This is a genomic window from Gibbsiella dentisursi, from assembly GCF_039539505.1.
In the GTDB taxonomy this organism is placed as follows: domain Bacteria; phylum Pseudomonadota; class Gammaproteobacteria; order Enterobacterales; family Enterobacteriaceae; genus Gibbsiella; species Gibbsiella quercinecans.
The window spans coordinates 654148-676932 of record NZ_BAABDG010000003.1; the positions used below are offsets into that span (position 1 = coordinate 654148).

The following is a 22785-nucleotide window of genomic DNA, read 5'->3' on the forward strand; positions in this document are numbered from 1 at the left end:
CATCGGAGGTTGCTATGTTGCCGATTGAAAGACACCGCTTGATCGTGGAGGAATTAAATCTTCATGGCCGGGTACTGGTCGCTGAACTGGTGAATCTTTGCCGGGTATCACAGGAAACGATTCGCCGCGATTTAACCCGCCTGGAGAAAAAGGGTTTATTACAACGCAGCCACGGCGGCGCGGTAGTAATGCGAAAACATGAGCGCAACCTGCCCGAAAAAAACAGTAATTTCAGCGAACATGAATTGGCTTTTCGTTTGCGTATGCATGAAAACACGCAGCAAAAAACGCAGATCGCCAAGCGGGCGCTTGATTTTATCAACCCAGGCGACTGTATTTTACTGGACAGCAGCACCACAACCTGGTTTCTGGCGCGCCAGTTGCCGGATGTCGAGCTGACGGTGTTAACCAATTCGCTGCAGATCGTCCAGACGCTGGCGGCCAAAGAACGTATTCGCACCATTTGCCTGGGGGGAGAATACTCCGCTCATAACGAAGATTTTAACGGCGTGGTGGCGGAACAACCCTTAAAGGATTTTCTGATTAACAAAACGTTCTTTTCATGCAGCAGCCTGGGCAACGATGGTTATTTACGTGCGGCAAATGAAAACAATGCCCATTTAAAACAGCAGATGCTGCTGGCATCGGAAAGAAAATATTTATTGCTCGATGCGGGGAAATTCCTGCGCCCCTCATTCGCGCGCATCTGCCATTACCGTGACGTCGATTTTTTAATTACCGACAGTTTAAAAGATAAGGAACTCCAACAGGAACTGGCATGGAACGGCGTGAATGTGATTGATTGCTCACAGCGCGCCAATGCAATGCAGTTAATGAATCATCAAAAAATATAGCGCCATGGAAATAAAATTTATCGCCAGTGTTCCGCTGGCGCAGTTATACCCCTAATAATTCGAGTTGCAGGAAGGCGGCAACGCAGCGAATCCCCAGGAGCTTACTGGAGTAAGTGACTGGGGTGAGCGACAAATCTGCCGGGAGCAGATTTGAACGCTGTTGGCAGCGGCCCCAAAGGGGCGAGGCCCAGGGATGGGCCGAGTAACCAAGCCAACACACCTGCAGCTTGAAGTATGACGGGTATAGCATCACCTGCCAACCCGGGGCTGTAATATGCAAGCATTCACATCGCAAACATTAATTACGCTGGAAAATTTATCCAAAACTTTTGGTGGTAACCGTGCGTTAAGCGATATTTCACTGTCTTTAATGGCGGGAGAGGTGCATTGCCTGGCGGGCACCAACGGCTGTGGTAAAAGCACCTTAATTAAAGTCATCTCCGGCGTTCACATTCCAGATGCCGGCAGCCAGATTACGCTCGGCAACGGTGAGCGCATTTCCCGCCTCACGCCCAAGCAGGCGCGCGATTTCGGCATCCAGGTGATTTATCAGGATCTGTCGCTGTTCCCTAACCTCACCGTGGCGGAAAACATCGCCTTCGAATATAACCTGGGCCACCTGCTGGGCTGGTACAGTGCGAAGAAGCTGAAAGCCTGCGCGCAACGCATTATTCATGAGCTGAAGTTCGAGCTGGATCTGGATGCGAAGGTCGCCGCGCTTTCCATCGCCCAACGCCAGCAGGTGGCGATTTGCCGTGCGCTGGTGGCGGATGCCCGCCTGGTCATTATGGATGAGCCCACCGCCTCGCTTACCCGCACCGAGGTCAACCAGCTCCTGCGCACCGTGCGCTATCTGAAAGAGAAAAACATTTGCGTGGTGTTTGTCAGCCACCGGCTGGATGAAGTGCTGGAGATTTCCGACCGGGTTACCGTGCTGCGCGACGGCCGCAAGATGGGCACCTGGCCGGCCAGCGAAATGGACAGCCGCCGCCTCACCGAACTGATGACGGGCCTGAAACTCGACTACCACCTGAAAACGCCGACGCTGAACCCGCAACGCAAGCTACTTGAGGTGGAGAACCTGAGCCGCGAGGCGCAATACCACGACGTCAACTTTTCCCTCTATGAAGGCGAAGTTCTGGGGCTGTGCGGGCTGTTGGGCTCCGGCCGCACCGAACTGGCGCTATCGCTGTTCGGCATGACCCGGCCAGACAGCGGCAAAATCTGGCTGGACAGTAAACCGGTGCGCTTTCGTAGCCACGAGGATGCGATCAAGGCCGGCATCGGCTATGTCTCTGAAGATCGCCTGACGCTGGGGCTGGTGCAACAGCAGTCGGTCGCCGACAACATGGTGATCGCGATCCTCGATCAACTACGCAACCGCTTCCACCTGATCGATGAATACCGCAAAAACAAGCTCATCCACAGTTGGATAAACCAACTGGGCGTGCGCGTGGCGGATCCGGAACACGCCATTTCCACGCTCTCCGGCGGCAATCAGCAAAAAATCGTGCTGGCGAAATGGGTGCTGACGCAGCCTAAGATCCTGATCCTCGATTCCCCCACGGTCGGCGTAGACGTCGGCGCAAAGGCCAGTATCTACAGCCTGATACATCAGTTGGCGAAAGAAGGCCTGGCGATCCTCCTGATTTCGGACGAAGTGCCGGAGGTTTACTACAACTGCGACCGTATCCTTCATTTCCGTGACGGCACCATACACGCCGAATATCAACCGCAGCAGGTGGCGCAGCAGCAACTGGCGGAGGTGATCAATGCCTGATTTATCCTTACTCAAACCAAAATCCAGCCAGGGCTGGCTGGCGTGGGTGCTGTTGTTCTTTATCGTGCTGTTCTCGTTCGCCAGCGAACAGTTCCTGTCGTTGCAAAACCTGCTCGATCTGGCGGAAACCTACGCCGTCACCGGCATCTTCGCGCTGGGGCTGTTCGTGGTGCTGGTAACCGGGGGGATCGATATCTCCTTCGCCGCCGTGGCTTCGGTGGTGCAGTACATCATTGCGGCGCTGTTCGTGAATCTGGGCTTCGATAATGCCCCGCTGAGTATTCTGCTGGCGATCCTTTGCGGCACGCTGTTCGGCGTCATCAATGCGGTGCTGATCTACTGGCTGCGGATTGTGTCGATCATCATCACCATCAGTATGCAGGCGCTGCTGTTTGGCCTGCTGATGTGGATCACCGAAGGGCGCAGCCTCTACAACCTGCCGGAGTGGTGGGTCACGCTGCATAACGTGCTGCCATTTACCGTCAATGGGCAGCCTTACCAGATCGGCCTGCCGCTCGCCATTATGCTGATCATCACCGTGATCACCTGGCTGCTGCTCAACAAAACCCACCTTGGCCGCCAGCTCTACGCTACGGGCGGCGATCAGGAATCCGCGCGCCGCATCGGTATCCGGGTGGGGCTGATCCATATCCTGGCCTATGGCTACCTGGGCGCGCTCGCCGCCATCGGCGGGCTGGTGCAGGTTTATCGCGTCGGCGAGGTGGTGCCCAATGCGCTGGTGGGCGGCGAGCTGGATGTGCTGGCTGCCACCGTGCTGGGCGGCGCCAGCCTAATGGGCGGCAAAGGCAGCGTCACCGGCACGCTGATGGGCGTGTTCCTGATCGCCATCTTGAAAAACGGCCTCAACCTGGTGGGCGTTTCCAGCTACTTCATGAACATCGTCATCGGCGTGGTGATTATGGTCGCCATCGCCGTCACCCACTACAAAAAACGCAAAGAGACCGACGTCAGCTTCGTCTGACCAGGGAGAAAGCTATGAAAAGACTTCATTTTCTGAGCAGTGATAAAGCGCACCCTGGCCTGTTGCTGCTGATTGTCCTCGGCATCATCGCCTTCAGCCTCTTGTTGCCCGGGCGGTTTTTAACCGGGACGACCTTTGTCAGCATGGCGTTTCAACTGCCGGAGCTGGGGCTGCTGACGCTGGCGATGTTTATCGCCATTCTTAGCGGCGGCCTGAACCTGTGTATTATCGCCACCGCCAACCTGACGGCGCTGTTTATCGCCTGGGTACTGCTGACCTTCCTACCGGCCGGCGCCGGTACCGGCCTGCAACTGTTGTGGCTGCTGCTGGCGCTGTCCGGGGCGGCGTTGATCGCCACGCTGATTGGCCTGATCACCGGCTTGATGGTAAGCCGCGTCGGCGCGCACCCGATTCTGGTTACGCTGGCGACCATGATGACGGTCAACGGCATCGGCATCTGGCTGACGCGCGGCACTGCGGTGAGCGGCATGCCGGACGTGGTGCGGGCGCTGGGGGCGGATACCTTCCTGGGCATCCCGCTGCCACTCTGGCTGTTCTTCTGCGCCGGCGGCGCGATGGCGCTGTTTTTGGGCAAAACCCGCGCCGGGAAATGCATCTATATGGGCGGCAGCAATATCAACGCCACCTGGTTTAGCGGCGTCAATACCCACCGTTTACTGATTCTGGTTTATGTCATTTCCAGCCTGCTGTGCGTGCTGGCCGGGCTGGTGATGATGGCGCGCTTCAACTCGGCGCGCATGGGCTATGGCGATTCCTACCTGCTGATTACCGTGCTGGCCATCATCCTGGGCGGCGCAGACCCGAACGGCGGGTTTGGCCGGGTTACCGGCGTGGTGCTGGCGCTGATCGCGCTGCAGATCCTCTCGACCGGTTTCAACCTGATGAACATCAGCCAGCACTTCAGCCTGGCGATGTGGGGCGCCGTGCTGATTGTGGTGCTGGGCCTGAAGTTCTGCAAAACCAAACTCCTTCACTCCCGCGCGGTGCGGCGCAGCACATTGCTTGCACGCCAGGCCGGCTTAACGAACAAAAAGGAAGTCTGATGCGTACCCTAATTTCGCCCTCATTAATGTGCATGAACCTGATGGAAATCAAGCAGCAACTGGCGGTGCTCAATACCCGTGCCGACTTCCTGCACATCGACATCATGGACGGCCACTATGTGAAAAACATCACCCTGTCGCCCTTTTTTATCGAACAGATCCGGCCATTCACGCCGGTGACGATCGACGTGCACATGATGGTGGAAGAGCCGACCGATTTTATTGAGGCGGTGGCCAACGCCGGCGCGGATTACATCTGCCCGCATGCCGAAACCATCAACAAAGATGCTTTCCGGGTGATTAATCAAATTCGGGCGCTGGGGAAAAAAGTGGGCGTGGTGCTTAACCCGGCCACCCCAATCGCCTTTATTCAGCATTACATCCACCTGCTGGACAAAGTCACCGTGATGACGGTCGATCCCGGCTACGCCGGCCAGCCGTTTATCGCGGAAATGGTGCAGAAAATCGCCGAACTGCGCGATCTCAAAACGCAGCACGGCTACCGCTACCTGATTGAGATCGACGGTTCGTGCAACCAGAAAACTTATCGCACGCTGCTGAATGCCGGGGCGGAAGTGCTGATTGTAGGCACGTCCGGGCTGTTTAACCTGCATGAAGATCTGGCTTCCGCCTGGTCTTTAATGATCGAAAACATCGAACAGGCGCGGGAGCCGGTATGACTGAAACCTGGCTGGGCATCGACATCGGCGGCACCAGTACCCGTTTATTAACCCTGCAAGGCGACGACGGCTGGGCGGGGTTTCGCAAATTGCCCACCGCCGGATGGGCGACCGCGCCGGATGCGCTGGCCGCGCTGGCGGAACTGATTGCCGCCGCCCAGGCCGAACGGCCGATTGCCGGCGTGATGCTGGGGCTGCCGGGGATCCTCAGCCGCGATCGCCGCCAGGTGGTTTCATTGCCGTTTATCCAGGCGCTGGACGGCATACCGGTGGCGGCGAATCTCAGCGAGATGATTGGCGCCCCGGTAGCAATGGATAAAGACGTTAACCACCTGATGCTGTGGGATCTGTTGCAACTGGACACGCTGCCGGATAACGCCGTCGGCTTTTACCTCGGCACCGGCATGGGCAACAGCCTGTGGCTAAACGGGCAGTTTTACCACGGCGAGCATGGCGGCTCGGGCGAAGTGGGCCATATTCCCTGGGCGGATAACGATTGCCCGTGCCCCTGCGGCAACCAGGGGTGCGCCGAGACGATCACCTCCGGAAGCTGGTTAAGCCATTGGGCGCATGAGCACTACCCCACCCTGCCGATATCGCAACTGTTTAGCCGCCACGGCGCGCACCCGGCGTTGCAGCAGTTTGTTTCCCGGTTGGCCAAGGTGATCGCCAGCGAAATGAACATTCTGGATCCGGAGTATCTCATTCTCGGGGGCGGCGTGCTGGCGATGGCCGATTTCCCGCTGGCGCAGTTGCACCGCGAGATCGCCCGCCATTTGCGCCCGCCGGTAACGCGCGGTGGCCTGAAGATCATCAACAGCCATGCCACCGACCACACCGGCTGCCGGGGCGCCTGCCTGGCGGCGGCGCGTTATTTCAGGAGGGCATGATGAAAGGCAAAGTCTGCGTATTCGGCTCTTTTAACCTGGATATTGTCACCAAAATGTCGCGCTTCCCGATGCCGGGGGAATCGCTGGTGGCACACAGCACCATGATGGGGCCGGGCGGCAAAGGCTCTAACCAGGCTACGGCCGCGCTACGCGCCGGCGCGCGGGTGCATTACATCGGCAAAGTGGGCAACGACGATTTCGGGCTATTTGCCCGCCGCCACCTGGAGAAGACGGGGTTCGATGCCATCACCCTGTTCACCTGCAAGGAAAAGCCCACCGGCAACGCGATGATTTTTGTGGCCGGCGATGATGCCGAGAACATGATTTCGGTTTACCCCGGCGCCAATCTGACGGTCAGCGCCGCCGAGGTGAAGCGCTGCCAGCCCACAGTGGCCGCGGCCGATATCCTGTTGGTACAGTTGGAAAATAACCTGAGCGCGATTCAGCGCATGGTGAATTGCGCCAGGCAAGTCGGCACCTATGTGATCGTCAACCCGGCGCCATGGCAGAAGGTGAAAGACAGCTTTCTGGCGCAAACCGATCTGCTCACCCCCAACAGCACCGAGGCCGGCCAAATCACCGGGATTGCGGTCACCGACCTGCCCTCTGCCCGGCAGGCGGCAAAAGCGCTGCACGCCAAGGGCGTGCGCCAGTTGATCATCACGCTGGGCATGCAAGGGGCGTTGCTATCAACCGGGCAACAGATGGCCCTGGTGCCGGTTTACCCGGCCCAGCCGGCAGACACCACCGGCGCCGGCGACGCGTTCAACGGCGCGCTGGCCGCGCGCCTGGCGGCTGGGGAAACATTGGAACAGGCGGCGCTGTTTGCCGCTGCCTACGCGGCGGTGTGCGTTGAGCGGCCCGGTGCGGCCGCCGCGATGCCGGCGTATGCCGAGGCGATCGCGCGGATGCAGCAACACCCGGAACTGGGCATCACCGTACTGGCCGATGGCAGTGAAATGGCCGGGGCATCCACGTCACTCTCTGGTTTTTAACGCAGTACCCTACATAGCGAAAAACGGAGCACAAAATGAAAAAGATAGCGGCAGTACTGATTTCCCTGGCGTTGAGCGGCTATGCATGCGCAAACGAGCCGTTGAAGATGGGGGTGGTGGTGAAAGTCGGCGGTAACCCCTGGTTCAACTCGATGGAAGAAGGCATTAAGAAAGAAGCGGCCAAGCAAGGGATCAACGCCTGGCAGGTGGGGCCGACGGCGCAGGATCCGGCGCTGCAGGTAAAAGCCATCGAAGATCTTATCACGCAAAAGGTCGATATTATCGGCGTAGTGCCGATCGATCCGGCGGTGCTGGAGCCGGCGTTGAAAAAGGCGAAAGACGCCGGCATCAAAGTGATCGTGCATGAGTCGCCGGCACAGAAATATGCCGACTGGGATTTTGAGCTGGTGGATGCAAAATCCTTCGGCGAGCGGCATATGGAGCTGATGGCGCAGTGTATGAAGGAACAGGGGCAATACGCGATTATTGTCGGCAGCCTGACGATCCCGCTGCACCGCGAATGGGCGCAGGCGGCCATCGATTACCAGAAACAGCACTACCCGAAGATGCAGCAGGTGGGCGATCTGTACGGCACCGGGGAATCGCTGGACGACTCCATGCGGGTGACCAATGAACTGATGTCTAAATATCCCGATTTCAAAGGGATGATGGCCTTCGGCTCCCCTGGGCCAGTGGGCGCGGGCCGCGCCGTTGCCCGGCGCAATAAAAGCGACAGCGTTTGTGTGGTAGGCGCCTACAGCCCTGGACAGGCGGCGGCACTGGTACGCAGCGGCGATATCAAGGGCGGCTATATCTGGAACCCGATGACCGCCGGGGAGATTTTCGTCCGCCTTGGGAAGATGGTGGCGGAGAACAAACCGATCGCGGAAGGCACTGAAATTGAAGGCATGGGCAAGATGCGGGTAGATACGGCTAACCACACCGTGTACGGCGACAGCCTGGAGAGCCTGGATAAAGACAACCTGCCCAAACTGCTGAAAATGGGCCTGTAAGGAGAGACGGGTGATGGCCAGACGTAAAATTATTATCGATACCGATCCGGCAATCGGCATCCCAGGCACTGACGCCGACGATCCGATAGCGATTATGCTGGCGCTGCAAGACCCGCGCCTGGAGCTAATGGGCATTACGACGGTGTTTGGCAATTGCCCGCCGATGCTTGGCGCACGCTGCGCCACGCGCATTTTGCAGGTGGCCGGGCGCACTGCGATCCCGGTGGCGGCCGGGATGGGAACGCCGATGGGCGGAACGCTGCCGGAGCTGTTGCAGCGCGCCTATGCAGGCCCGCGCGGGCGCGAAGGCAGCATTGCGCTCCCAGCGGCGGAATCTTCCCATTGCGGCCGGCACGCCAGCGAACTGATCATCGATCTGGTGCGGCAACACCCGGGAGAAATCACGCTGGTTTGCATCGGCGCCCACAGCAACCTGGCGCTGGCGCTGCTGAAAGCGCCGGACATCCAACCGTTGATTAAGGAAGTGGTGATGATGGCCGGCGCACTGGGGATGGATGCCACCTGGGGGCGCGGCAACATCACTCCGGTGGCGGAATGCAATATCTGGTTTGATCCGCAGGCCGCGGATATTGTGTTCCGTTCCGGCATCCCACTGACGATGGTGAGCCTTGATGTCACCAATACCGCCACCGGCTTGGTGCTGACGCGTGAACATCTGCAGGATATCGCGCAGGATAAACCACTGACCGCCTTATTTAAGCAGGTTTGCGCAACCTACTTCGAAGCACCGATGTTCGACTGGTCGGAAGGCTGTGTGCTTTATGATCCGCTGGCGGTGGCCGTGGCGGCCGATGCCAGCGTTGGGCATTTCGAAGAGATGGCGATCGGCATTGAAACCGCGGGCCGGCTGACGCTGGGGCAGACGGTGCCGCTGCGCGACACGCCGCCCAATGTGCGGGTGTGCACGCACATCGACGGGCAGAAAATCGTCCGTGATATCGTGGCGCAGATCGTCGGTTGATGGGCGGTTAGTGGGTGAATTTGGGAGGTTAAGGCCTGATATTTCTCTGGAGTGTCGGGCCTTTTTTGAGGGGGGATTACCGCAGAAACAACGCCTTTATGACGTTGTTTCTGCATTGTTAGTCAACCGATGGCTTCCGGCCGATAGGATAAGCACTAAAGCTTATTCTGATTACCAGCTAGTCAGGGCTGCGTCCTTAACTGTGCAGCCAGTAAAATAAATTTCATTATTAATTAGTTGTTTTAGCGAGCAATTTTTGGTTTTCCCGCCTATTGTTGCATCAAACGTATAGTCTTTCGATGCAGCACCAGTGAGAGCGTTCCCGTTGCCTTCACTTTCTTTAATATTGCTGATAGTAACCTTCTCCGGAGACACGTTCATAGATTGAGCGAAGCTTTTCTGGACTTCTTCTGTGGAGGGAGCACCTTTTAAACGGCCGTAAAGTTCCATGCCGACGTGCGCACATCCTGATAATTGCGTAATGAGAAATACCAGTGCGATATTCAATAAGAATTGGTTTCTTTTCATTAAAGGTGGCCCCTTCCAGAAAACGGTTCAAATTTTTTAATTGAGCGTCCACAGTTGAGCAGCGTGAACGCACAGAATCGGTTACTTTAACCTATTGATACATCGAAACTTATCAGGAAAAACTAGCTTCTCTGGCTGATTACTGCGGCCCCCAGGCAGCGGGGCCGGCAGAAATAGAGTGTATTAACAAACCATGTTCAACCGGCAGTGAAGTAAGAAACAAACCCAGATGTTTCATCGAGTCATTCATTCATGTTTCTTATCACTATGAAATAATTTATAACACATCGCCAAAATCCTTCACCTTCTTTAGCCGCCTGAAAGTACAATTCAGAAAATTCCTTTTCAGGGGCCAGAGATTTAACCAAAAAGCGGAATGCGGAGGATCAGGCAAAATGATCTTATCCAGCAATCGTGGACATGCGCCTAAGTGAGTAAACTCTCAACCAGAGGTAGCTCACATGACAAAATCCATATCAACCAGTAAGACCCCCCGTAAGAAACACGCGCCTGAATTCCGCGATGAAGCCCTCAAACTTGCAAGCGCATAGGCGTGGCCGCCGCCGCACGCGAACTCAGCCTGTATGAGTCGCAGCTCTATAACTGGCGCAGCGAACAGCAGCAGCAAATGACCTCTTCCGACAGGGAAAACGAGCAGGACGCTGAAATTGCCCGCCTGAAGCGTCAATGGGCAGAAAAAGACGAGGAGCTGGCCATTCTCCAAAATGGCCGCGACATACTTCGCGAAGCGCCTGAAATGAAGTCTGTCTTTATCGATAAATATCAGGCCGAATTCAGCATTAAAGCCATGTGCCGTGTGCGGCGGGTATGCATGGCAAAAGCGGCACACCATGATGGGAGTGGGCGGATGACATTACGTACTTGCGCACAGATGAAAGCTGGCTTTATCTTGCCGTGGTTATTGACCTGTGGTCGCGGGCCGTTATTGGCTGGTGAAGAAGTTGGGTGATTATTGCTGTGATACAAAACATTATAGATAAACGCCAATAACATACAGTTTGTGTGGTTATTTACACACCCCCCTCAGATAAGGATGTATGGCACCTCTCACGATGATAGAAAAATGACCTACCTATACCCGCTGTTAAAATTGCGGCACGAAAGCCACATTCATATGGCGAGACGGTACGCAAAACGTCCCTCTTGGTTTAAGATCGCCCCCTGCGCCAGCCCAAATGAACTATTGTGGTAACTATGAGAAAAATCGACATCAACAGTAACGAGACCCACTCTGCCGATCTGGTAGCAGAAAACATTGAACGGCTCAACGCGCTGTTCCCAGAGCTTCTCACCGAAGGGGCTGATGGCGCCGTGGTCAATGTGGACGTGCTGAAAGCGCTGGTAGGTGATCGCACCATAACCGACGCCGATGAAAAGTATGGTCTTAGCTGGTACGGCAAACGCCATGCACGCCAGCTAGCGCTGACGCCCAGCACGGGTACCCTGCGGCCTGCCACTGACGTGAGTCTGAACTGGGAGTCCACCCAGAATCTGATGCTTGAAGGTGATAATCTCGAAGTCCTCAAACTGCTGCAAAAAAGCTATTCAGGTAAGGTCAAACTGATTTTTATCGATCCGCCCTATAACACGGGTAAAGACTTTGTTTACCCGGACAACTTCCAGGACAACATCAAAAACTACCTGGAGCTGACCGGGCAGATGGAGAACGGGCAGAAACTTAGCAGCAATACCGAGGCCAGTGGGCGTTTTCATACCGACTGGCTCAATATGATGTACCCACGCCTCAAACTCGCCCGTAACTTGCTAAGCGACGATGGCGTGATGTTTATGTCGATTGACGATGGCGAAGTGGCGAATCTGCGTAAAGTCTGCGACGAAATCTTTGGCGAAGAGAATTTTATCGCTAACATCGTGTGGCAGAAAAAATATACCCGCTCCAACGACGCCAAGTGGTTCTCCGATAACCACGACCATATCCTCGCTTATGGCAAAAATAAGGAACTGGTGACGCTCAACGGCCAGGAACGTAACGCAGATCAGCTTAAGGCCTACACCAACCCGGATAATCATCCGAAAGGCCCATGGAAAGCCACGCCGCTGCACGCCAAAAGCGGCAGCAACACCAAAGCATTTACCTTTAAAAACGGTGCTGTCTGGGCACCGCCAAAAGGCACCTATCGTCGGTTCAATGATGCAGCTATGCAGCAGATGGACGAAGGTAATGAGATCTGGTTTGGAGAAGAGGGCAACCTAACACCACAGCGAAAATCGTTCTTAAGCGAGGTCAAGCAGGGGGTAACGCCGGTAACCCTGTGGCCGTATCAGGAAGTCGGGCATAACCATGAGGCTAACAGCGATCTTAAGGCCCTGGGGCTGGGCGGTATTTTCGACAACCCGAAACCTGTCCGTCTGCTTCAACGAATGATCCACCTGGCAACCAGTGCGGATCAGGAACACATCGTGCTGGACTTCTTTGCCGGCTCCGGCACTACCGCACATGCGGTGCTGGAATCGAATGCGCAAGACAACGGCAACCGCCGCTTTATCTGCGTTCAGCTTCCTCATCCGCTTTCCAGCCCGGTGCATGAGGAGGGTATGACGCTGAGCACCATCGCGGATATGACGACGGAGAGGATCCGCCGTGCCGCCGTCGCGCTACGTGAGCGTCACAAAGATTATAAAGGGGATCTCGGTTTTCGCGTCTACCGTCTGAGCAACTCCAATATCCGCGCCTGGGACCCGGTACCGGAAAGCCTGGAACAATCACTCTTTGACACCGCGCCGCACATCCTTGAAGGGCGCAGCGCGGCAGATGTGCTCAGCGAACTGTTGTTGAAGCTGGGACTTGAGCTTTGCGTACCTGTTGAGACGAAGACCATAGCAGGCCGAGAAGTGTTCTCAGTCGGGGGCGGAGTGTTAATCGCCTGTCTTGCGCCTTCTATTACCGCAGACGATGTAGAAGCGCTGGCTGAGGGGATTGTCGGGTGGCATCGCAAACGCGATCCGCAGTCGGAAACCACCTGCATCTTCCTCGATGATGCCTTTGCCGACGACGTTGCGAAAGTGAACATTACGGCGATTCTGGAGCAGTCCGGCATTAAAAACGTTCGTAGCTTATAAGGCGGTTCCCATGATTATTGCTCCCCTGCAACAGGCGCTGTGCACGGACAGATGTCGGGTCACCTACGGCCCCGATCCCAGCAACTGGATCGTGCCGTCACTACCAGCAGGCTGGCGCTTGCTGAGCTTTCACTTTTTTGTCGACTGGAGCCAGACGCCGCCGGTGGTGGCAGATCGCATCTGGATGACCCGCCAGCTACGGCTTGAAGCGGGGGAAATGCTCGAAAATATTAGCAAAGATGAGATCCTGCGACAGTTTCGCGTGGGTGCGACATACCAAGAGTTTAAAGATCTGGAGCGTGCTAGCGCGCCTTGCAGGCACCAGATTACTGTCGTTCTGTTACCAGAGATTCCGGTTGCAGATATTAATGACAATACGCCTGTATGGGCCATTGGCAAAACCGAAGGCGGGAAGCTCAAGATCTCCACAGGTACGGTTCAGGATCTGAAGGGGGCGATTCAGATGCATTCAGGCGGCCCGGTTCAGATCGGCAGTAAAGGGCTGACCTACGGCACCAGCGCAGTGGAGTGCTACCTGTCCAAATCCGACGCTGCCTTTCCGGGAGATGCAGACGCCGTTATCGTCGACGATCAGAACCGGATACGCTGCATCGTTGAATACAAAAAGCACACGCTGGATGCGCCCATTAGCCAGCATTTAGTAATGCGTTATTACCCGCGCCCCGATGGTCGTAAGTATCAGCGCCTGGAGGCATTGGCCGCACGTTGCAGAGGCTTGCTGCCTTTTCCCGTGCCGCTGGTTATCTTGTATTACTCAACAAAAACGCCCGCAATACGGCTACAGGAAATCGGCGCTCTGGATGCCCATGGCATCACAATTAACCGAGATTCGGGTGATATGCCTGTTAATGGAAACACCGCTGATACTGTTGTGAACTGGCTTGGAATGCTCTGATGAAACTGAATTTTGAACCGAACTTAGACTATCAGTTGCAGGCGATTGAGTCGGTATGCGATCTCTTTCGCGGCCAGGAAGTGTGCCGAACTGAATTTACGGTCACCCTGCAAAAGCCTGACGCGCAGCCGCAACAGATGTCGCTCGGTATCGCAGAGTCCGACCTAGGGCTCGGCAACCGTCTGACCCTGCCCGACGATGAAATAGAGCAAAACCTGGCGGATATCCAGCTGCGGGGCGGCCTGCCACCGTCCGGCGCGTTAACCTCCGGCGATTTCACCGTTGAAATGGAGACCGGTACCGGTAAAACCTACGTTTACCTGCGCACGCTTTTTGAACTAAACAAACGCTACGGCTTTAGCAAATTCGTGATTGTCGTGCCATCGGTGGCAATCAAAGAAGGCGTTTACAAGACTCTGCAAATCACCGAAGAGCACTTCAAAGGGCTCTACGCGGGCGTGCCGTTCGACTATTTCCTGTATGACTCTGGCAAGCTCGGCCAGGTGCGCAACTTTGCCACCAGCCCACACATCCAGATCATGGTGATGACGGTTGGGGCAATCAACAAAAGAGACGTCAACAACCTCTACAAAGACAGCGAAAAAACCGGCGGCGAGAAGCCTATCGACCTGATTAAGGCCACACGCCCGGTGATCATCGTCGATGAACCGCAAAGCGTCGACGGTGGCCTGGAAGGGCGCGGTAAAGAGGCGTTGGCAGCGATGGATCCGCTGTGCACGCTGCGCTACTCCGCCACCCACACCGACAGGCACCATATGGTGTATCGCCTGGACGCGGTGGATGCATACGAGCGTAAGCTGGTGAAGCAGATTGAAGTCGCTTCTGCCACGGTGGAGGACGCGTACAACACACCGTTTGTCCGCTTTGTCAAAGCCGAGAGCAAGCGCGGGAGCATCAGCGCGACTATCGAGTTGGATGTCGCTACCGCGAGTGGCGTCAGCCGTCAACAATTGAACGTGCAGGATGGCGATGATTTGGAGCGTCTCGCTCACCGCCCGCTGTACGCCGATTTCCGCATCGGTGAAATCAGCACGGCCAAAGATGGCCAGTTTATGGAGCTGCGCTACCCCGGCGGCGAAGTGTTCTTGCAGCAAGGCCAGGCCCACGGCAGCGTGGATGCGCTCGCCCTGCAACGTGAGATGATTCGTCGCACTATCCGCGAGCATCTGGACAAGGAGCTGCGCCTGCGCCCGCTGGGCATCAAGGTGCTGTCGCTGTTCTTCATCGACGCCGTCGAGATGTACCGGCAGTACAACGCCAGCGGCCAGCCGCAGAAAGGAATCTATGCGACGATTTTTGAAGAAGAGTACCGCCGCGCCAGCAAACTCCCTGCTTATCAGAGCCTGTTTGCTGACACCGACGTGCAGGCTCACGCGCAGGCGGTGCATAACGGCTATTTCTCCATCGATAAGCGCGTGGTCACTCCGTTCTCCGATGTCGAGCTGAAAAAATCGTCGAAGAAAGAAGATATTGAAACCAGCTCCTACAACCTGATCATGAAAGAGAAGGAGAAGCTGCTCTCTTTCGACACCCCGTTGCAGTTTATTTTCTCGCACTCGGCGCTGAAAGAAGGCTGGGACAACCCCAATGTCTTTCAGATCTGTACGCTACGCGATATCCAGACCGAGCGGGAACGCCGCCAGACCATTGGCCGCGGTCTGCGTTTGTGCGTCAACCAAGAGGGCGAACGGATACGCGGCTTTGACGTTAACACCCTAACCGTGATCGCCACCGAGAGCTACGAGCAATTTGCTGAGCAGTTGCAGAAGGAAATCGAGAGAGATACCGGTATCCGCTTCGGGATTGTCGAACCGCACCAGTTCGCCGCTATTCCGGTGATGGATGCGGACGGAAACCCGGTACCGCTAGGCATTACTCAATCGAAAACTCTCTGGAAACACCTGCAAGCGGCGGGACATCTGGATGCGAAAGGCAAAGTACAGGATTCGCTGAAACAGGCGCTGAACGACGGCAAGCTGCTGCTTCCTGATGAGTTTGAGGCGCAGCGCAGGCAGATCGTCGAGGTGTTGCGCAAAGTATCAGGCCGCCTTGTGATCAAAAATGCCGATGAACGCCGGGCTGTGCCGCTGCGTAAAGGGAGCGATGGCAAAGCCCTGTACCTAAGCGATGCTTTCCGCGCGCTGTGGGATCGCATCAAGCATAAAACCACCTACCGCCTGCAGTTCGACAATGAGCGGCTGATCGCCCAGTGCATCGCCAGTTTGCAGGAAGCACCCGCCATTAGCCGAACACGCCTCCAGTGGCGCAAAGCGGATATTGCTATCGGCAAAGCAGGTGTGGTGGCGAGCGAGAAAAATGGCGCAACGACCGTGACGCTGAACGAGACGCATAGCGAACTCCCGGATATTCTGACGGACCTACAGGACAGGACTCGCCTTACCCGTCGCACCCTTGCTCGCATCCTGATCGGCAGCGAGCGCCTGGACGACTTCAGGCGCAACCCGCAGCAGTTCATCGAACTGGCCACCGAGGTTATCAATCGTTGTAAGCGACTGGCGCTGGTCGAGGGGATTGTCTATCGGAAAATGGGGGATCGGGACGTTTACGCGCAGGAGTTGCTTGAGAAAGAAACCCTGACCGGCTACCTGAAAAATATGCTGGAAGATACCCACAAATCGATCTACGAACATGTGGTTTACGACTCCCTTCAGGAGCGGGAGTTTGCCACCGCGTTGGAGAAAAACTCCGCCGTGAAGCTTTACACCAAGCTGCCTGGCTGGTTTAAGGTACCCACCCCGCTTGGTAGCTACAATCCCGATTGGGCGGTGTTGTTCGAAGAAGACGACGTACAGCGGCTTTATTTTGTCGTGGAAACCAAGAGCAGCCTCTTCCCAGACGATCTGCGCAATAAAGAACAAGCGAAGATCGTCTGTGGGCGGGCACACTTCCAGGCCCTGGCCTGCGGGGAAAATCCTGCCCAATACGTTGTAGCGCGTACAGTTGACGACCTGCTTGAAAACATCGAGTAAATGGATGGGTTTTTAAATCGTCAGAGCGGCAAGCTCTGACGCCACCCATCCTATTCAGGCACGACTATGAAGTAATTGTAGTGATGTGATGGACGTCCCTCCCTGAAGTAGCCAGTGCCATACTCTACTGACTGCAATTAATTCTGGAGTGATATCACATGAACACAATCAGAGTTGTTGGTATCGACATTGCCAAATCTGTTTTTCAGGTATGCGTCTGGATGGTTCAATTGCATATAACAAAAAGATCTCCCGTTCAAAATTGCTGGATATCATTCGGCAGTTTGAGCCCGGAACGCTTATCGCGATGGAAGCCTGCTCTACTTCGCACTTCTGGGGCAGAACCTTCAGAACGATGGGATACAACGTCAGACTGATACCTGCCCAGCACGTGAAAGCCTTTGTAAGAAGCCAGAAAAATGATGCAAATGATGCGCTGGCGATTTGTGAAACAGCATGCCGCCCGGGTATCCACTTTGTGCAGGCACTGAATGAACGCGTCACCGGTCTGGACAAGGAAATTGCTGCACTGTCTTCACAGCAGACAGCATATCGCCATTTATTAACGATCCCGGGAGTCGGCCCGCTCATTGCGGCGGCATTTATCAGTGAAGTGGATGCAGGACAATTTTCCAGCGGCAGAGAATTATCCGCCTGGTGTGGTCTGGTTCCCCGGGCAGCACAGTTCGGGAGGCAAGCAACGATTATCCTCCGTGACAAAAAATGGCAATCGTAGTCTCAGAACATTAATCATCCATGGAGCACGGTCTGTAATGCGCTGTATGAAAAAGCGCGATGACAGTCTGGGCCTTTGGCTACAAAGGATTGAGGCTCGTCGAGGGTTTCTGAAAACCACGGTTGCACTGGCGAATAAACTGACGAGAATTATCTGGCGTGTGTTGACCGATGGTGGTTGATTTTAATATGCACAAGGCCGTTACGATGAATTAACTAAAAACAACAAATTACAGAAAGCATATTTAACGGAGTTTGCAGGCACTGATGAGAAAACGGCTACCGTCCCTGTAACAGCCTGAAGTTGACCTGGGTAATCATATACCGGTGTAGTGATAAGGAAACAGGGCTCGGATAACATCATGGCGCGGGTAAATTAACCCACTAATGACGTCGGATATATGGTCGCAAACCGTATCGAACCAGTACTTGTAACACCCGGGGCGTCCATATATGGTCAACTAAAACTGGCCACCGCTTTGGTGTACAACGATAAAACCTGTTTATCCATCCCGGTGATCCGGGTCTGGTTTTTCTTCACCAACCGTGGTTCAAAGGTTCCTTCACGATCGCGTAGGGTACGCAGCGCCAGAGGCCCATCACCTGTAGTGACTGTCTTTGTCGAGTCGCCATTGCGGGAGTTGGCCCCTGATCTGGGCTGATTTTTATCGTAACCAAGGTGGGGAGTCATTTCGGCGTTAAGAGCCGCCTCAACGCTAATTTTCTTCAGCAGGCGATCGAACTGGCTGAGATCTTCAGGAGTTTTGAGATTTTTGGCCAGTTCGTTAGCCAGAGCCTGCAGCTGTTTTTCGTGCATAAAGTAACCTGTTTTTGATGTTGGATTGAACATATCAAAATCAGGCAGATACACAAATTCCTAAACAGGCTCCGTTGCCCCCACAGAGATTTTCAGTATGGGGTGTCAACTATCCTGCCAGAGGGGGACAACCTTCGCGCGAATCAAAGACTGCTCGACAGAATTAATACGTAGCCAGACAGCACCCAGCTTGGCGGCCAGCAGGCGGGCAATGGTTGATTTCCCGGTGCCGGGTAGTCCGCCAAAGATTAATAACATACGTATCCCTTTGATAAAAAACGCTTAATAAATTAATGCTGCACATTCGATATCTGCAGAGTGCGTTATACCCCCTATAATTTCCGCTGCTCCAAGCTGGAATAAATCGTCCTAATTTCAGCTTTAATGCTTTCGCCACGGTATACCATCGACGTATCGTATCGTTTGTACTTCTCATCACGCGTAGCGCTAAACCAGTTGAACGATCCTATGCACAATAGCCCTTCGTCACCAATCACGATTTTACTGTGAACACGGTTAACCAGCATAGTCACAATGCCCAGCTCATTTAGTTTTTCCATTGCATCAGTAAGGCGCTGCTGTTTTGCTTTGCGCTTTTCATAACTGACATCTTCGGTATTAAAGCTTTTGTCCGTTACAACAGTAATATCGATACCACGAGCACGTGCCTGGACCATCGATGTCAGAAAACCGGTTTGTTCCAACTTTTGCCAAGTAAGCCAAGGGGAAACAATAGTAATACTCTTACTAATAGCTTCAAAAGTCTGGTTAAGAAACACATCATGCTGCTCAACACCGTGCAAGGTAGAGATCTGTGTTTGCGCTGTATTAAGATCCTGACGTTCTTTGTACTCAAACTGCAATGCATTACTGTCGTATGCAAACAGGTATTTTGCCAGCAACCCTCTCGGTGAAGAAGCTGGCTGAATCTCAAACAGGTCCATATCACCAAAAACCAGGAAGCTATCTTTAGCACGTGAAACAGCAACGTTCAGCATGCTACTCTCACTGTCGATAAACCCACCATCTTCATGCTTCGAATAGACTGGAGAGAAAACCACAATCGCTCTTTCCGCCCCCTGCAATGAATGAACAGTACCCACTGTCAGCGAATTTTCATCGCCACTACAATTGATATCCAGCTTACGTAATGACGATTTAATCGTACTGACTTGTGCCGAAAATGGAGTCACAACTCCGACTAATTCGTGTAAAGGCTTACCGTAATGGCGCTCAATGTCTTCTTTGTGGGCCACAAGCCACGCAGCTATCGTCTCAGCTTCAAAGGTGTTATAACGGCTTCCACCGTTGGCCTGCATACCTTTACCATCAATATGCAAATAGCCCATTGCAGGAAAAATCGTTCCTTTTTCTTCCCCCCGTTTGGGCTGCAACTTACCGTGATAGCAGAGGTGGTTACAGTAGCCAATGATGTTATCGAAGCAACGACGGTGTTCGTACAGGTACATCCCCCGCGCCAAGTCCGGATCGTACTGGTAGCGCGAGTTAAACTGTGCAACCTTCATAACACTACCAGATGCAGCACTTTTTCCTGAATCACACACCAGAGCATAAGCTTCAGTAAGTTCTTCCTGAGTACCTCCAAGAAGTATGTTCTCCTCAACCATGTTGCCAATATCAATACAAGGCAGGCTGTTCCAGATAGGCGCAATCTGTTCTGTGTCGCCAATCACCAATGCTTTCTTCGCCAGTGCGAAAGAAGCTGCCGCAACCTCAGGCAACACCTGCCCCGCTTCATCGACGATCAACAAATCGGCGAAGTTATATAAGTAGCCATCATCAAACCTCTTCCCGCCAACATGTTCTCTGATGAGCATATGATGAGGGAGCATGAAGCAAGTCATCACTACACAAGGGGTGAGCTTCATTCTACGTAGCCAGCGGGCTTTAACCGCCTTCGCACCTCTGAGCCCTCTTTCTTTCTGAAGATTATCGATGGCTGCCATGTCCATCAGCCACCGACCTTCCCAGTAATGCGTCGCCAGCAGGAACGCAGGGAAACGGAGCTGTGTATCGGCAAGCTCATCGGCTTCACTCAGACTCTGCTCTGCTTCGCCCGGATTTCCCAGTGAGTGAGTAATCTCGCGCCAGCGTATTACCGCTTCACTTTCACGTCGGGAAATATCCTCAGCAAGATCAATTTGCTGCTGATACTCGGCCTGTTCTTTAAGCGTTTGTGCAATCAGGCCATCGATAAAGTCATCGATTCCATCAGGCAGAGAATCCTGGAATGCAGCCATTCTTTCGCCAAACGTAGCCTCCAAAGACAGCTTCATTTGATAGTGACGCTTAGTACGAACGGCAGGAAGCCAGGAGAAGAGAACGAACATGATCGACTCACCGGCTCGATATTGCTGCCACTGTTTTTTACCCTGCATTAATAGCGAGATTTCATTTGTGCTATTGAGCAGTAACGTTCTCTTGTCCTGAATATACTGTTCAAGATCGTCGCTGATGGCGCGCCGCTCCTGACGGATTAAATTCAGCCTGTCCCAAGTGGGCTCAATTTGCCCAAGCAGTTCAGAGAGTTCAACTAAACGCTGATGCAAGAGATCTACAACGTGTTCAGGGGAACAGCATTCCTCAGCCGGAAAAGCCGCCCGTGCCTTTTCAAGGAAAAAGAACTGTGCATCTTCTAGATATTCAAGGGACTCAACACGGTCAAAAAAATCTTCCGTCTGGTATTTTTTTGCTGCCTCGGCTTTTCGGCTTGAAGAAGGGAAGTAAGCACCAAAGCTTTTTACATCAGGTAACCAACGCCCGGCCATGGGTCCAGTGCCGGTAGCAAAATCTTTACCAAAGGCCTCGATAATGTTCGTAACGGCCTGATTATTGGTTGATGTCGCAATCACCACTGGTGGTTCAGTTTTGTTAAGCGCGGCCTTCGCCCACTCAGTAGCAATGATTGAGAGAACCAGAGTGGTTTTCCCGGTTCCCGGAGGACCATTTACGGCAAGAATATCGCCCGGTTGTTGAGTGAGATAATGGCTCAGGGCATCGCGCTGCGCCACAGCCAGCGGAAACTTATCACCGGAATGCCCAAGACGCTCACTGAACATAGCATTGCTGGCAAGGAGCGACTCAACAGGAGACTTCTCTTTCGAAGCAAAGCGAGCCAGTAATGGCACCTCTTTTTTGCACGACAGCAAATGATCGTACATAGGCAGGATATGGATGCTGGCCCCTCCAGACTGGTTGGCTTTATTAATGTAGCCATATCCAGCTAGTTCATATTGCTCAGGTGATGCGAGCCATTTGCCAGCAACATGTTTTAAAAGTTCATCTGTATCTTTAAGGTACTTTTGCCACAACTGCTGATAACGAGCATATCGTTCCGCTCGTTGTTCGTCTGTTTCCTCACGCAGCTCATCTTCATCATCAGGACAAAAAGTTATTGAATCATGTGTGGTTTTGTACTTGTCATATTCTGTCATTTCACCAATAGAAAAAGTGCCTTTCGGGAGCGGTTCAAGCAAGTCACGAGGAATGGTGGCAGGAGATGTGGGGAACAAAAAGCCTTTGCGGTTCAGGAGAGCAGAGGTAACCAAAGGTGTAACGATACCAGGAGCCCCCGCGGTCCGCTCTTTGCCATGTTTTAACTGACGGATCCATACCTGTGGTCGTAACAGCACCTCGACGGTCTTAACCTGGGCGTCTTCACCATCGAAGAACGAATGAACTATCTCCTCACTTAACCTTCCCGCTTCGACAGCCATCCACCGTGCGAATGAATCGTCATCTTTACGTTCAAATGCCCCTTTTCCAGACTCAGCGTCAGCTAAGGTATTACGCCAGTATGAAGTGAATCCTTGAGTATTACTGTCCATGCCCCATCCCGTAACTTAAATAAAACTATTGATTTTGTTGATATAAAATCATCATGATCAAACATTGTCCACGATGCGAGTACGATCGCAAGAATTTGTTTGTATCGCTAAACATGGTGTATCACTGTGAAGTGGTTTACTGAATTTGGCCACCTGAACAGAGGTGATATGCTCACCTCAGAACATTACAGGTGCCTCAATGAAAAAAAGAAATTTCAGCGCAGAGTTTAAACGAGAATCCGCTCAACTGGTCCTTGATCAGAACTACACCGTTGCAGCTGCGGCCAGTGCTATGGATGTGGGCCTTTCTACCATGACGCGATGGGTAAAGCAGTTGCGGGATGAACGACAGGGCAAAATACCTAAAGCCTCCCCTATAACCCCGGAACAAATTGAAATACGTGAGCTGAAGAAAAAGCTACAACGCATTGAAATGGAAAACGACATATTAAAAAAGGCTACTGTAGATTCAATTGGTCAACGCAACAGTCATGTGAAAACATGGGGTTGCGGAGGATTTTTGAATGAGACGGACATTTACAGCAAAGGAAAAAGCATCTGTTTTTGAACTGTGGAAGAACGGAACAG

Annotated in this window: 15 protein-coding genes and 5 pseudogenes; 16 read left to right on the forward strand and 4 right to left on the reverse strand. The window is 53.9% G+C overall.

What is annotated here, in order from left to right:
- The first annotated feature begins 14 nt into the window (after positions 1-14).
- The 9 genes from ABFX35_RS13635 (at position 15) to ABFX35_RS13675 (ending at position 9240) form a co-directional block, all read left to right on the forward strand.
- Complete coding sequence (locus ABFX35_RS13635; RefSeq protein WP_095846998.1) at positions 15-854, forward strand: DeoR/GlpR family DNA-binding transcription regulator; 840 nt, start codon at positions 15-17, stop codon at positions 852-854.
- Positions 855-1128: 274 nt separating this feature from the next.
- A complete protein-coding gene (locus ABFX35_RS13640; protein ID WP_346081674.1) occupies positions 1129-2634 on the forward strand; it encodes a sugar ABC transporter ATP-binding protein in 1506 nt (501 codons plus the stop codon).
- Positions 2627-3616, forward strand: a complete 990-nt coding sequence (locus ABFX35_RS13645) for an ABC transporter permease (RefSeq protein ID WP_279026492.1) — start codon at positions 2627-2629, stop codon at positions 3614-3616. Before ABFX35_RS13640 ends, ABFX35_RS13645 begins: the two co-directional genes overlap by 8 nt.
- Positions 3617-3630: 14 nt before the next feature.
- On the forward strand, positions 3631-4680 hold the full coding sequence (locus tag ABFX35_RS13650; protein WP_346081675.1) for an ABC transporter permease: 1050 nt from the start codon (positions 3631-3633) through the stop codon (positions 4678-4680).
- Positions 4680-5360 carry a D-allulose 6-phosphate 3-epimerase gene (gene alsE / locus ABFX35_RS13655; RefSeq protein WP_346081677.1) on the forward strand — a complete coding sequence of 227 codons (681 nt, stop codon included), beginning with the start codon at positions 4680-4682 and terminating at the stop codon, positions 5358-5360. The genes ABFX35_RS13650 and alsE overlap by 1 nt, the downstream gene beginning before the upstream one ends.
- A complete protein-coding gene (gene alsK, locus ABFX35_RS13660) occupies positions 5357-6250 on the forward strand; it encodes an allose kinase (protein WP_279026488.1) in 894 nt (297 codons plus the stop codon). Before alsE ends, alsK begins: the two co-directional genes overlap by 4 nt.
- Complete coding sequence (locus tag ABFX35_RS13665; RefSeq protein ID WP_095846992.1) at positions 6250-7245, forward strand: ribokinase; 996 nt, start codon at positions 6250-6252, stop codon at positions 7243-7245. The genes alsK and ABFX35_RS13665 overlap by 1 nt, the downstream gene beginning before the upstream one ends.
- A gap of 35 nt (positions 7246-7280) precedes the next feature.
- Entirely contained in the window at positions 7281-8258 is a 978-nt protein-coding gene (locus ABFX35_RS13670) for a substrate-binding domain-containing protein (RefSeq protein WP_346081679.1), read from the forward strand.
- A gap of 13 nt (positions 8259-8271) precedes the next feature.
- Positions 8272-9240: a nucleoside hydrolase gene (locus ABFX35_RS13675; RefSeq protein WP_346081681.1), complete on the forward strand. Its 969-nt coding sequence runs from the start codon at positions 8272-8274 to the stop codon at positions 9238-9240.
- Positions 9241-9411: 171 nt separating this feature from the next.
- On the opposite strand, the gene ABFX35_RS13680 is transcribed toward ABFX35_RS13675, so the two are convergent.
- Positions 9412-9768 (reverse strand): hypothetical protein, encoded by a 357-nt coding sequence (locus ABFX35_RS13680; protein WP_279026484.1) that lies wholly within the window; start codon positions 9766-9768, stop codon positions 9412-9414.
- Between the two features lie 461 nt (positions 9769-10229).
- On the opposite strand from ABFX35_RS13680, the pseudogene ABFX35_RS13685 reads away from it, so the two are divergent.
- The 5 genes and pseudogenes from ABFX35_RS13685 to ABFX35_RS13705 all read left to right on the forward strand — a co-directional run.
- A pseudogene (locus tag ABFX35_RS13685) lies at positions 10230-10722 on the forward strand (transposase); the annotation flags it as partial.
- Between the two features lie 261 nt (positions 10723-10983).
- On the forward strand, positions 10984-12870 hold the full coding sequence (locus tag ABFX35_RS13690; protein ID WP_279026482.1) for a site-specific DNA-methyltransferase: 1887 nt from the start codon (positions 10984-10986) through the stop codon (positions 12868-12870).
- Positions 12871-12880: 10 nt separating this feature from the next.
- Positions 12881-13786 (forward strand): hypothetical protein, encoded by a 906-nt coding sequence (locus ABFX35_RS13695; protein ID WP_346081684.1) that lies wholly within the window; start codon positions 12881-12883, stop codon positions 13784-13786.
- Positions 13786-16797: a type III restriction-modification system endonuclease gene (locus ABFX35_RS13700; protein WP_346081686.1), complete on the forward strand. Its 3012-nt coding sequence runs from the start codon at positions 13786-13788 to the stop codon at positions 16795-16797. The genes ABFX35_RS13695 and ABFX35_RS13700 overlap by 1 nt, the downstream gene beginning before the upstream one ends.
- Positions 16798-16955: 158 nt before the next feature.
- Positions 16956-17714 (forward strand): annotated as a pseudogene (locus ABFX35_RS13705) (IS110 family RNA-guided transposase).
- Between the two features lie 284 nt (positions 17715-17998).
- Here the strand turns inward: ABFX35_RS13705 and ABFX35_RS13710 are convergent.
- The 3 genes and pseudogenes from ABFX35_RS13710 to ABFX35_RS13720 all read right to left on the reverse strand — a co-directional run.
- Positions 17999-18349, reverse strand: a pseudogene (locus ABFX35_RS13710) (transposase); the annotation flags it as partial.
- A gap of 126 nt (positions 18350-18475) precedes the next feature.
- Positions 18476-18607, reverse strand: a pseudogene (locus tag ABFX35_RS13715) (P-loop nucleotide/nucleoside kinase family protein); the annotation flags it as partial.
- Positions 18608-18681: 74 nt separating this feature from the next.
- Positions 18682-22197 (reverse strand): AAA domain-containing protein, encoded by a 3516-nt coding sequence (locus ABFX35_RS13720; RefSeq protein ID WP_346081688.1) that lies wholly within the window; start codon positions 22195-22197, stop codon positions 18682-18684.
- Positions 22198-22396: 199 nt separating this feature from the next.
- Here ABFX35_RS13720 and ABFX35_RS13725 point away from each other — a divergent pair.
- Positions 22397-22654 (forward strand): annotated as a pseudogene (locus ABFX35_RS13725) (transposase); the annotation flags it as partial.
- Positions 22655-22721: 67 nt separating this feature from the next.
- A partial coding sequence (locus ABFX35_RS13730; protein ID WP_241657261.1) for a hypothetical protein occupies positions 22722-22785 on the forward strand: 64 nt, incomplete at its 3' end.